This window comes from Okeania sp. SIO2B3 (assembly GCF_010672525.1).
In the GTDB taxonomy this organism is placed as follows: Bacteria; Cyanobacteriota; Cyanobacteriia; order Cyanobacteriales; family Microcoleaceae; genus Okeania.
This window is the reverse complement of the sequence record NZ_JAAHGH010000158.1, coordinates 1-11,616: the sequence shown is the minus strand read 5'-3', so window position 1 is coordinate 11,616 and position 11,616 is coordinate 1. Positions and strand designations below refer to the sequence as shown.

At 38.9% G+C, this 11,616-nt stretch carries 10 protein-coding genes and 1 pseudogene; 8 read left to right on the top strand and 3 right to left on the bottom strand.

What is annotated here, in order from left to right:
• Both F6K15_RS38940 and F6K15_RS38935 read right to left on the bottom strand, forming a co-directional pair.
• Positions 1-242, bottom strand: a pseudogene (locus F6K15_RS38940) (RNA-guided endonuclease TnpB family protein); the annotation flags it as partial.
• Entirely contained in the window at positions 217-522 is a 306-nt protein-coding gene (locus F6K15_RS38935; RefSeq protein ID WP_363269443.1) for a helix-turn-helix domain-containing protein, read from the bottom strand. The gene F6K15_RS38935 and the pseudogene F6K15_RS38940, both read right to left, overlap by 26 nt.
• Positions 523-960: 438 nt before the next feature.
• Between F6K15_RS38935 and F6K15_RS35905 the strand changes: the two genes are divergently transcribed.
• The 7 genes from F6K15_RS35905 (at position 961) to F6K15_RS35875 (ending at position 7,313) form a co-directional block, all read left to right on the top strand.
• A complete protein-coding gene (locus F6K15_RS35905) occupies positions 961-2,154 on the top strand; it encodes an FAD/NAD(P)-binding protein (RefSeq protein ID WP_293070597.1) in 1,194 nt (397 codons plus the stop codon).
• 14 nt (positions 2,155-2,168) lie between these two features.
• On the top strand, positions 2,169-2,330 hold the full coding sequence (locus tag F6K15_RS35900; protein ID WP_293070595.1) for a hypothetical protein: 162 nt from the start codon (positions 2,169-2,171) through the stop codon (positions 2,328-2,330).
• A gap of 310 nt (positions 2,331-2,640) precedes the next feature.
• Positions 2,641-3,402, top strand: a complete 762-nt coding sequence (locus tag F6K15_RS35895; protein ID WP_293070593.1) for a GTP-binding protein — start codon at positions 2,641-2,643, stop codon at positions 3,400-3,402.
• A gap of 172 nt (positions 3,403-3,574) precedes the next feature.
• Entirely contained in the window at positions 3,575-4,390 is an 816-nt protein-coding gene (locus F6K15_RS35890; RefSeq protein WP_293070592.1) for a metallophosphoesterase, read from the top strand.
• A 619-nt stretch (positions 4,391-5,009) separates the two neighbouring features.
• Entirely contained in the window at positions 5,010-5,741 is a 732-nt protein-coding gene (locus F6K15_RS35885) for a metallophosphoesterase (RefSeq protein WP_293070590.1), read from the top strand.
• A 127-nt stretch (positions 5,742-5,868) separates the two neighbouring features.
• Positions 5,869-7,092, top strand: a complete 1,224-nt coding sequence (locus F6K15_RS35880; protein WP_293070589.1) for an FAD-dependent oxidoreductase — start codon at positions 5,869-5,871, stop codon at positions 7,090-7,092.
• A gap of 17 nt (positions 7,093-7,109) precedes the next feature.
• The gene (locus tag F6K15_RS35875; protein ID WP_293070588.1) at positions 7,110-7,313 is read left to right on the top strand and encodes a hypothetical protein; all 204 of its coding nucleotides are present in this window, start codon (positions 7,110-7,112) and stop codon (positions 7,311-7,313) included.
• Between the two features lie 571 nt (positions 7,314-7,884).
• Here the strand turns inward: F6K15_RS35875 and F6K15_RS35870 are convergent.
• The gene (locus F6K15_RS35870; RefSeq protein WP_293070587.1) at positions 7,885-8,103 is read right to left on the bottom strand and encodes a transposase; all 219 of its coding nucleotides are present in this window, start codon (positions 8,101-8,103) and stop codon (positions 7,885-7,887) included.
• A gap of 1,534 nt (positions 8,104-9,637) precedes the next feature.
• Between F6K15_RS35870 and hemB the strand changes: the two genes are divergently transcribed.
• Positions 9,638-10,642 carry a porphobilinogen synthase gene (gene hemB / locus F6K15_RS35865; protein WP_293070599.1) on the top strand — a complete coding sequence of 335 codons (1,005 nt, stop codon included), beginning with the start codon at positions 9,638-9,640 and terminating at the stop codon, positions 10,640-10,642.
• The last annotated feature ends 974 nt before the right edge of the window (positions 10,643-11,616 follow it).

Below are 11,616 nucleotides of genomic sequence, written 5' to 3'. Positions count from 1 at the left end.
TTGATTTGAGGATAACAAAAGCTTCGATAACGTCCAATTCCATTAAACCTTGGTTTTCCTAATCTAGTTCCATTTTTGTCTGCCTTAAACCATCTATCAAAGGCAAGTTTTACCCGTTTTATGCAGTCTTGTAATACATGAGAATAAATTAGCTTGTATTCAGGAAACTTATCTTTGGTATTGACTAAATCTTTTTTCTGAGAGTAATAATCTGGATTACCTCTTAGTTGAGGAATTGGCATGCACCTTGGGGCAAGCGTTAACTGGACAACGATTTTCTTCCCACCACGAGAACCGCTCCCCTAACCTATAGTTGTACTGCCGACGCAACAATTCCAGCCACAACTCTATTACTGCGACTTGTTCTTTGTTGGGCAATAGCTTGTACTGGTAAGCGGTTCGCATATCTGCTTTAATTTTGTGTCTGCTTTTATTCTCACACCATTTTTTTAAATTGCAACTATCTATGCCAGATTTTGTATAGCGATCGCTAAAGCGAAAAGTTTTAATTATCAATTTCAACTTTTAATTTTAAAATTTTCAACTTTGTCAGAGATTGATGACAAAAAATCGGATAAATCGCCTGAAATAGCCAACACAATTTCAATAGTTTCAGCTTTTTTATGATAAGATTAATGAATAATAATCCAAGGGAGTTTATTACCTAAAGAGATTTTCAAGCCTCAAACACTGATTATTTCGTTACTTAGGCAGGTGAAACCTCATTTTTATTAAAACGTGATGAACTAATTTTTCTAAGTTGCCCATATACTGATTTGACGTATTTGCAACTATATGATATGAGTCAAAGCCTATTCAGACGATATGCAAACAAGCTTAGATTATTTGCTTGTTGCGCAGCATGACCTAAGGAGAAATCTTGTTTGTGAGCCGTTACAGCATAATTTATAATTAAAATAATAACGATAATCATTATCATAATTATTGTTCTTTAATTCCATGTCCTTACCAATACAAACCAACATTGCCATCGTAGGTGCTGGGCCCCACGCCCTAACATTGGTAACTCATCTGTTGCAAAAACGGAAAAAGTATCGCCATAAAATAATAGTATTTGACCCCAGTGCCACTTGGATGAGTCAGTGGCGACAGCAGTTTGCAGCCCAAGAAATACCCCACTTACGATCGCCCGCCGTTCATCACCCAGATCCAGACCCCTATTCCCTGCGTCGGTTTGCGGAAAATCGCCCAAACGAACTATTCCCTCCCTACGACCTACCTGGAACAAAACTATTTCAAGAATTTTCCCAAGACGTAGTTAATCGCTGGCAGTTAGAAGACAAAGTATATAAAGCATCAGTGACAAACATTGCTCCCATAACCCACCGAGGGAACCCTCAGTTTCGAGTCGAACTAGATGATGGCAACTCAACCATAGCTCATCGAGTAGTCATAGCCAATGGTGGGGGAAAACCTCAACTTCCAGAATGGGCAAAAAAAATTCCCACCCCCTATCCAAACCAACGCCTTTGTCACTCTCACCAAGTAGACTTGCAAGGTTTGCGACTCAGAGGGGAAAAAGTGCTAATTATCGGTGGGGGATTAACTAGCGGTCACTTAGCATTGGGAGCATTAAAACGAGGCGCAAACGTAACCTTGATGGTCAGACGTCAGCTCAAAGAGAAATTATTTGATGCAGAACCCGGTTGGTTAGGCCCAAAATATTTAAAAGCTTTTAGTACTGAAACTGACTGGCAGAAAAGATGGCAGTTAATTCAACAAGCACGAGATGGCGGTTCTATGACACCAGCAGTGATGACTCAGTTGCGCCGTTACCAACACCAAGACGAGTTATCTATTTTTGAGGAATGTCAGGTAGTGGGTGCTGAGTTCGTCAGCGATCGCTGGCAACTAAAATGTGATGATGGAATGATGTGGGAGGGCGATCGTATCTGGTTGGCAACAGGTACAAAACTTGATGTCACACAACAACCTATCTTGAAAGAAGTCTTGCATACCCACCCACTGGAAATAGTCAATGGGTTGCCAGTATTAGATGAATATTTGCGCTGGTCTGGTTGCGAACTATTTATTATGGGTGGGTTAGCTGCTTTGCAAGTAGGACCCGTCGCCAGAAACCTATCGGGTGCAAGGATGGCAAGTTCCCGTATAGTATCAGCATTGAAAAGTTAAGTTATGGAAGAAAAATGTCAGGAGTTGGTAAATTAGTGTATGATATTAGTCTTAATTACTTAGGAGTCAGGAGTCAGTCCTCAGGAGTCAGGAGTCAACCCACCCTTCGCCCCTCCCAGGAGGGGAAGAAAGAAGAAGAAAGGATAGTAGAAGGAGAAAGTTTTTTAGTCGCGTAAAGGTCATAGAGTTCTATAACGCTCTTATCCGTTAGCGCAGCTCCCCTAGAAGGGTTTTCAAGCTGACAGAGATTTTAACGCTGCTATCAACCTGAAAAACTATGTGTATAAGTAGCTTGAGTTCCAAGCGAATTTAAGCCTGTGGAGAAGATAAGTTACAGACTGCGGTCAGTGGTCTTCTGTGTTTGCGCAGCATTGCGTCAGCACGCGCAGGAAGCTAGCTCCAAAGCTCATGCAATAATTCATGGGTAAGTTTGGGTAAGTTTAGTAGAACGGAAAATGATATCATACCTCAAATTACCAACGCCAAATGTCAAAACCTATAATTACTGTAGTAGCGGGCCCACCGGGAGTTGGCAAAACAAGTTTTATTCGGAAGCAAATCCCCAAAGCTAATCCTGCTATCTATTTCAGCCCTGGTACCGGCAATGTTCCCATTGACCAAACTTGTCTTGCTACGGACTTTCCCAATCTAAAAATTATTACTGATGTTCAACAGTCAGAACTCATAGAATATCTTGCTAATGGTGCAGTTGCTTTCATTGAATTAGGATTTTATTTAGAACTAGATGCAATGTCATCACTGCTCGATACCATTCCTAGCAGTCGTATTGCCATTATTCCACCAGGAACAGAAAATAGCGAATGGCATCAATGGGCGAACCAAACTGTAGAAGGATGTGCTATTGAGAGTAATATTAATAATTGTCAATTTTGGCGATCGCCCACCCAGGGTCAAGTCATCGACCCGGCAAGTTTAGATGTTTTTTGGTATGAAGAATTAACCGCAGGTGCTTATGGTCAAATTATGCGTGCCAAAGCAATTTTTGATATTGCTGACGGACGTGCTTTTTACTTTGATTTTGTACTAGGAAAAGAGACTGAATATCAAGAATTAAATTTACCAAGATGGCTAACAGGTAGACCAGAACGCTTTAGTGGAATTGAAGTTTTTGGTAATAACTTAAATCAAAAAGCTTTAGCAGAAAGTTTAGAAGATTGTTGTTTGCCCGATGGAGCAATTTTAGCTTATCAACAACAAGTAAAAGAAACATTAGGAATTACTGAATAATGAATAATTAATAATGAATAATTAATAATTAAATAATTCTGGTTTAAAGTCTCGCCGTTTTGAGCTATAAAATCTTACTTTTGACTTTTGACTTTTGAATTCCGTTAAAATCTTACTTTTGACTTTTGACTTTTGACTTTTGAATTCCATTAATGAAAGAGGAAGAATTAGTATGAAAATCGCAGTTATGTCTTGCATTCATGGCAACTACGAAGCTTTAAATGCTGTATTAATAGATATAGAAAAACAGAAAGCAGAGAAAATTTTCTGTGTGGGAGATTTGGTTGGTTATGGTCCTCATCCTAACGCGGTTGTTGAGCAAATTCGCAGTTTAGATATTCCCACAGTTTTAGGTTGTTGGGATGAGGATATTGTGGAGGGATTAAATGCTTGTGAATGTAGTTATCCTTCTTTATTAGCAGAGAAACGTGGCAAGTTAGCCCACGAATGGACCGATCGAGAAATTCATCCAGAAACGCGAGAATATTTAAGTTCTTTACCTCAGACTTTGAAAGAGGAAAATATGTGTTTTGTTCATGGTAGTCCTCATAGTAACCATGAATATTTATTGCCAGATTTAGATGGATTTTTAGCAGTTGAAAGGGTAGTTAGTAGTGGTGCTGATGTGTTGTTTTGCGGTCATACTCATGTGCCTTATGTTCGTACTCTTGATGCTAATCAATTATTAGTTAAAGTTAGTAGTTTTGGGAGGGAAAGTTTAGAGTCAAAAAGTTGTATTGCTCCTCTGAAAAAAATTGTTAATGTTGGTTCTGTAGGAGAACCTCGTCATGGCAGACCAAATGCTACTTATGTTATTTATGACAATGAAACAGGAGAAGTAAATATTCGAGAGATTCCCTATGATTATCAACTTACTTGTGAAGCTATAGTTAATAAAGGGTTGCCAGAAATTTTTGCTTGGCGTTTGGCAAGGGGTTTAGAATATGCTGAAAAAGCTGATGATCCTACTCATATTTGTGAAAGATAAGTAAATAATTAATAATTAATAATTAATAATTAATAATTGAATATTTCTGGTTTAAAGCTTCCCCTTTTAAGGAGAAAAAAGAAATCATATTTCCTTATAAGCGGTTAACCATTTAGATTGCCTATTTTAACAATAGATAATTCAAGTAAAAGTCTCGTACAGTAAAGATTTAGTGGTTTTCCTAAAAATTACAATACATCGTTTAAATACTTAACAGCTTATTCGATCAATAACGGTTTTAACCAGAGGTCATTTCAGTTATCAGTTATCAGTTATCAGTTATCAGTTATCAGTACCGACAACTAAAGCCAGAGGCTTGAAATACTGAAGTGAATATTTTTTCATCCCTTTAAAAGGGGAGGGTTTGGACTTCATTTTTTGGTAATTAGGGTTTGCTGAAAAACTCTTTTTTAAGGACTAGGGGAGCAGGAAAGTAATTTTTTTTGCCCAACTATGCGCCTAAAATGATAACTTTTTTAGTATTAAGAGCTGAAAAACAGGTGCTTTTTAAAGGCCATTAAAGACTAAAGCCTTTATTTGTAAATACTTTGAGATTTAATCAGCAAGCCCTAATTATCCATTATCATTTTATCTAACCTAAAAAAAAGCAAAAAATCATATGAATTATTGGGCAATTTTAACTGGAATTCAAGGAAACATCACAGCTTATGAAGCGGTACTTGCTGATATAAAAAAGCAGAAATATTCTGTAGAAGCTTTATATATTTTAGGCGATATAGTCGGGCGAAATATAGATTGCAAAAAATTAGTAGAGCGAGTACGTTATCCTAAAAAAAACGAACTTATACCCCAAGTCTGTACGGGATGGTGGGAAGAACAATGTTTGATTTTACATGGATTAACTACCACAGCTGAACCGACAGAATTAATAGCAGAATATGGCATGGATACTGTGAAAAAATTATGGGATAATGTAGATAGAGAAACAGTAGAATGGTTAAGAAATTTGCCTTTTGGTTTTTCTGAACTTGACTGTTTATTAATTCACGGTAGCACTCTGGGAGTAAGCGATAAATTGACTCCCGATACTCCGCCGATACAAATGTTAGATAGATTAATGCGTTTTGGCGTTAATAATTTATTTTGTGGTCGGTCTGGTTTAGCTTTTAAATATCAGTTAGAAAATGGTTCGGTGAGTAGTGGGGTGACAAAGTTGGGAGCTGAAGTGGGTGCTATTGAGACAACATCATCTACTCAAACTTTGAGGACACCCCTTCAGGTTATAGGGGTCGGTAATGTGGGAAGTTTGCCGGGAAATGCTACCTATACTCTTTATAATCCTAATAATAATGAAGTTTCCTTTAGAACTTTGACATACTCCCCGCGCTAAAGCGACAGGGATTCTAAATATCGCTATTTAGACTTCCTCTGGTGGTTTAAAAGTCAATTTGCGTAAGTCCTGATTTATCAAATTTAGGCTAAAGTAACTAATGATCTTTTGATAAATCTAGCTAAAAATGAATCGACGATTATTACTACATGGAGTGACAAGTGGCTTACTTTTGAATTTCTTGCCCTGGCATGGTTTTCAGGCAAAAAAACAAAAGCTTCTGGGCTACATCCGAACCAATTGGAGTCGCGATCCCTACACATACGGCTCATATTCACACATCCCAAAGGGAGCTTCGCGCAGTGACATTCGTGCCCTGGAGCAGCCCATTGACAAGAAGATATTTTTTGCTGGTGAAGCTACTTTTCCAAAGCACAACAGTACAGTTCATGCTGCCTACGAATCCGGGCTTCGGGCAGCTAACTCAATTTTGCAAGGTAGTGCTGATAGAATTGCAATTATTGGTGCCGGAATGAGCGGCCTTGCTTCAGCACATAAACTTTCCACAAATGGTCGAGAAGTTACTCTGTTTGAAGCACGCGATCGCATTGGGGGACGGATATGGACAGATGGCCGACTGGGAGTACCATTGGAACTGGGAGCTAGTTGGATTCATGGGATAAACGGAAACCCCCTTGTGGATTTGGCCGAGGGGCTAAGTCAACGACTTATCCAAACGGAAAAAGAGGATTACATTATTCGAGGACGTGGTGGGCGTAAAATTAGGGACTGCGATGCCCCAGGATGGTTGGAAAATGTCGTTAGTATCCAGCACACGGCTGGAACAAATGAAGATCAAATCAATCAGTTGGCTTATCTCTTCGTGAACGACTACGATGGTCCCGATGTCATATTCCCAGATGGATATGCAGGTATTTTGGCAGCCTTCAAGGGTGACTACAAAATTAAATTGAATACACTGGTTAAGGAAATTTCGAGAACTCAAAAAGGGATGACACTAGGTTTTGAGAAAATTAATAATCAATCTTTTGATGCGGTTTTGGTAACAGTCCCCCTTGGTGTACTCAAAAGAGGAGAGATCAAGTTCAATCCTGTATTGCCCAAAAATAAGCAGCGAGCTATTGATCGACTCGGAATGGGAACTTTAGACAAAGTTTATTTGTTATTCGATCAGCCATTCTGGGATTTATCAACTACCTGGATATTAACTCCAGAAAACGATCTTCCTCCGGGGCAGTTTAACCAATGGTTTAATCTTTATCCATACATTAAAGAACCTATCATTATGGTTTTAAATGGGGGACAACCAGCTTTAGCCTTATCGGCACTTTCAGATGAATATATTGTGCAAAGAGCCTTACAAACTATTTATACTGCCTATTCAGTTTAGAACAGTTTTAATGAAGAATGCTAATCTTATTTTTATTTTGTGGTCGGTCTGGTTTAGCTTTTAAATATCAGTTGGAAAATGATTCGGTGAGTAGTGGGGTGACAAAGTTGGGAGCTCAAGTGGGTGCTATTGAGACAACATCATCTACTCAAACTTTGACGACACCTCGTCAGGTTATAGGCGTCGGTAATGTGGGAAGTTTGCCCGGAAATGCTACCTAATACTCTTTATAATCCGAATACTAATCAAGTTTCCTTTTGAAGTGTAACCTATCAATAACTGTCCTCCTGACTCCTGATATCATGTCCGGTAACATCCACATTGTATAGAACCCCTAAGTGTATCTTTAATTTTCTCTTTTTTGTCAGTCAGGCGATCGCCAATCATCCAAAAGTAGTTTCACAAAATCAAAATTAGACAAGAAGGGAAAACTATAGATTTAACTTATCACGTCAGTAATTAAAATTTTTTATTTTAATCAAACAAGTTCCGATTTTCCCCAAATTATTACAAAATATTTCACGCACTTGCGTTATTTTAGGCATTTGGTATCATGGTTTGTACATAAGGTATTCTGCCAATTTTGTGTTTAAAAGTAAAAAATTCTGGATTGAATAAAGCTACAAGCAAGTATTTACGTTAATATCATCCAGTTCTTTGCATTTTTGGGCATTGGTGAATAATCTCAAAACGAGAAATTTTAGACAAGTAGAAATGCTTAAGTAATTATGGCTATTGACAGATAACAATTCTTAGAGTAATAAGTTGCGACAGGCTTTTATAGTCCTAAGTTCATAATTTTTCGGTTTCCAGCAACCCTGATAAATGAACGTGATTCAGCATGATACACAAAGCATACAGTTTGAATGGGTATTTTTCTTGTGCTTGTTTGATGATATGTAAGAGGATTTCTCTGGTCTCACGACGGGTGAGGTTGAAATCTCTGTTGTTGCACCTGGTTGTAATGTGGTAGGAATATCCTGGCTTAAATTCTCTTTTAGGTCTGCCCATGTCTTTTCAGTTATCAGTTTTTAGTTATCAGTTATCAGTTAGCAGTTAGCAGTTAGTTAGTACACAGAATAGTTCTGAAGTAATTTCTGAATTCTGTCTCCTGTCTCCTGTCTCCTGACTCCTTCTTCCCCCGTGCCAGGTATCGAATTATTTGGCTAAAACTTAAGATTTTTCAGTCTTTCCAGCTTTTTCGTTTTTTCTACTGGCTAGCATAAAACTGCCGAGTGTGATAAAACCTAGCAGCGATTAATCATCACGATTAATATAGTTTTTTTCTCTCTCTCTCCTTTCCACTTAACCCTTCGACTTTAAAAAATCTATTATTTTCAATACAACAAGTAACAACAATCCCCCATAATAGAAAAAAACAAATATGAAAACATACATGGATATAAGAAGAATTATAGACTCTTCTAACGAAAGAAAGCTTTGTTTTTCTCCCCAAAACTTGCGATACGCCGAATCGGGGGGATATGAATAAGAAGTTATAGGTCTTTTTGCTGTTTGGTACTGCTTGGCACCCCGAAAACCCTCCGGGTTCCCTGGTCGATAGGTCGCGTGCGAAATAGTCACCTCCGTCGTTCGCGTGTCATGGTCAGTGCCTTCAACTCGCACGCTGCGATCCCCATACGCTCGCTGTGTTAAACTCGCTGCGGAGGCCAGGGAGGGGTTGAGAAGCATCAAGGAAGCAGTTCCAACAACAGTTGATTTGAGTAAAGTCTTGAACATATTTTTGCCTAGGGCGTGTCATCAATTAAATCTGAAAGTACTATGTAGCAAGAGTTTTGAACTTTTGGCCTGGAAAGACTCCAGACGCTAAAAACCTTGAGTTACAAAGCTTATAGTTCTAATTGATGACAGACCCTAGGACGATCTTATTATTTACCCATTTCAATTTTACCTTCTCTTCGCCTCCTACTCTCAAGAGCATTATATTTACTTCTTTATCTTACCTCAACAATTACCCACAGGAATTGATTCAGTATATTCACGCATTTAACCATAACACTTTTAGCACTGCATTTTTTCACAGATTACTTTACTGGTTGTAGCTTTCAGCCATTGCGTTCCCTATCCGGAGCTTATATCCCCTTTTCTTTTTGCTCTTATCAGTTTGAAAGATTTGTTAATTACCATCTTGTGGTGTGTTTTGTTGGCAATCGTGACGTGTATATCTATTTACGGGATGTTTTCTCTAAGTTGTGGAAATTGGGACGAAAAATCTAAAATCTAAAAGAAGGAGAAGGAATCAAGGCTCTTCGGAGGAGTCAGAATGAAAGAAGGAGTCAGGAGACAGGAGACAGAATGAAAGAAGGAGTCAGGAGTTAGGAGACAGGGGTTAGGGAAAAATCATACAGCGCTTTTCAAATGGATGAACCACATCGCCATAAAAATAAATATATGTAGGGACGTTAGCATTTTTGTTATGCAACGTCCCTACTGTGGTTGCTAAAAAAACCGCTGTAATTGACTAGATGTCAATTTCTGATTATGATTAATGACTATCAATTATATTAGGATAACTAATCTACCCATGACAGAAGCAAATTTGTCCACAGAATTTCCTGGCGTACAGCGTCCCCGTCGTCTCCGTCGCACTCCTGCTTTGCGACGTATGGTTGAGGAAACCCAGTTGACGGTCAATGATTTAATTTATCCATTGTTTGTGATGGAGGGAGAAGGGCAAAAAGTCGAGGTTGTTTCGATGCCAGGAAGTTATCGCTATACTCTAGATTTACTGCTCAAAGAAATAGAGGATGCTTATAATTTAGGAATTAATGCGATCGCTTTATTCCCCCTAGTTGAGGAAGCTAAAAAAGACAACGTTGGCACTGAAAGCTACAACCCAGATGGGTTAATACAAAGAACTGTAAAGGCAATTAAACAAACAATACCAGATATTGTCGTCATTACTGATGTCGCCCTCGACCCCTATTCCAGCGAAGGTCACGATGGTATTGTGGGGGAAAATGGAGTCATTCTCAACGACCCCACTGTAGAAGTTTTGGTCAAACAAGCACTATCCCAGGCCGAAGCAGGTGCTGATATTGTCGCTCCCTCAGATATGATGGATGGGCGTATTGGAGCAATTCGCAAAGCTCTCGATGCTGCTGGATACTTCGATGTGGGAATACTTGCTTACTCTGCTAAATATGCCTCAGCTTATTATGGCCCGTTTCGCGACGCTTTGGATTCCGCGCCAAAATTTGGGGACAAAAAGACTTATCAAATGAACCCTGCTAATGCTAGGGAAGCCATTAAAGAGGTGGCTTTGGATATTGCCGAAGGTGCAGATATGGTGATGGTAAAGCCGGCGCTCGCTTATTTAGATATTATTTGTGAGGTAAAAAAGACAACAAATCTACCTGTAGCTGCTTATAACGTTAGTGGGGAATATGCCATGATTAAAGCTGCTGGTGAGAAGGGTTGGATAGATGAAAAAAAGGTGATGTTGGAAACTTTAACCAGTATGAAACGAGCTGGTGCGGATTTAATTTTGACTTATTTTGCTAAGGAAGTTGCGTTAATTTTAAAGTAAGCATTCAGCAGTCAGCCGTCAGCTATCAGCTATAAGTTATTAATATGATTATCTTGGAAGATTGACATCCTCCCGACGCTGCTCTAGGAGACAGCGCGGGATTCCCTAGCATCACTGTTAGAGACTTTCTGTTTCTTATAGACAATTAAAAGAAGCTTATGAAAATCTGCTCCCGGTAAAAAGTATTCCGGAACATAAAAACTAGAGAGCAACCCCGACGAAAATTAAATGACTGATAGACAGTTAAAGTCTGCTCCGAAAAAAAAGTATTCCGGAACGGAAAAGCTAGGGGCAACCCCGACTAAAATTAAATGACTGATAGACAATATAAAAGAAGCTCATGAAAATCTGCTCCCGGTAAAAAGTATTCCGGAACATAAAAACTAGAGAGCAACCCCGACGAAAATTAAATGACTGATAGACAATTAAAAAAAGCTCATGAAAATCTGCTCCCGGTAAAAAGTATTCCGGAACATAAAAACTAGAGAGCAACCCCGACGAAAATTAAATGACTGATAGACAATTAAAAGAAGCTCATTTAAAAAGTATTCCGGAATGGAAAAGCTAGGGGCAACCCCGACGAAAATTAAATGACTGATAGACAATTAAAAAAAGCTCATGAAAATCTGCTCCCGGTAAAAAGTATTCCGGAATGGAAAACCTAGGTAGTAACCCCTCCTATCTATAAAATCTGCTCCCGGTAAAAAGTATTCCGGAATGGAAAACCTAGGTAGTAACCCCGACGAAAATTAAATGACTGATAGACAATTAAAAGAAGCTCATGAAAATCTGCTCCCGGTAAAAAGTATTCCGGATTTTTGACATCTCCAGGGGTTGAAACACCCTGGATTCCGTGGTTAATCCACCGCAAATGGGATGAATCCACATTTGCTTAAAGCCTGTCAACAGACTTCTAAACTCCTCGACATAGACCGAAATCTAGCTGTGAGTCTACTTTTTTTAGCTTTCACGAG

Coding starts and splice junctions, on each gene's coding strand:
- F6K15_RS35905 (WP_293070597.1), top strand. CDS start 961: ATGTCCTTACCAATACAAACCAACATTGCCATCGTAGGTGCTGGGCCC.
- F6K15_RS35900 (WP_293070595.1), top strand. CDS start 2,169: ATGTCAGGAGTTGGTAAATTAGTGTATGATATTAGTCTTAATTACTTA.
- F6K15_RS35895 (WP_293070593.1), top strand. CDS start 2,641: ATGTCAAAACCTATAATTACTGTAGTAGCGGGCCCACCGGGAGTTGGC.
- F6K15_RS35890 (WP_293070592.1), top strand. CDS start 3,575: ATGAAAATCGCAGTTATGTCTTGCATTCATGGCAACTACGAAGCTTTA.
- F6K15_RS35885 (WP_293070590.1), top strand. CDS start 5,010: ATGAATTATTGGGCAATTTTAACTGGAATTCAAGGAAACATCACAGCT.
- F6K15_RS35880 (WP_293070589.1), top strand. CDS start 5,869: ATGAATCGACGATTATTACTACATGGAGTGACAAGTGGCTTACTTTTG.
- F6K15_RS35875 (WP_293070588.1), top strand. CDS start 7,110: ATGCTAATCTTATTTTTATTTTGTGGTCGGTCTGGTTTAGCTTTTAAA.
- F6K15_RS35870 (WP_293070587.1), bottom strand. CDS start 8,103: ATGGGCAGACCTAAAAGAGAATTTAAGCCAGGATATTCCTACCACATT.
- hemB (WP_293070599.1), top strand. CDS start 9,638: ATGACAGAAGCAAATTTGTCCACAGAATTTCCTGGCGTACAGCGTCCC.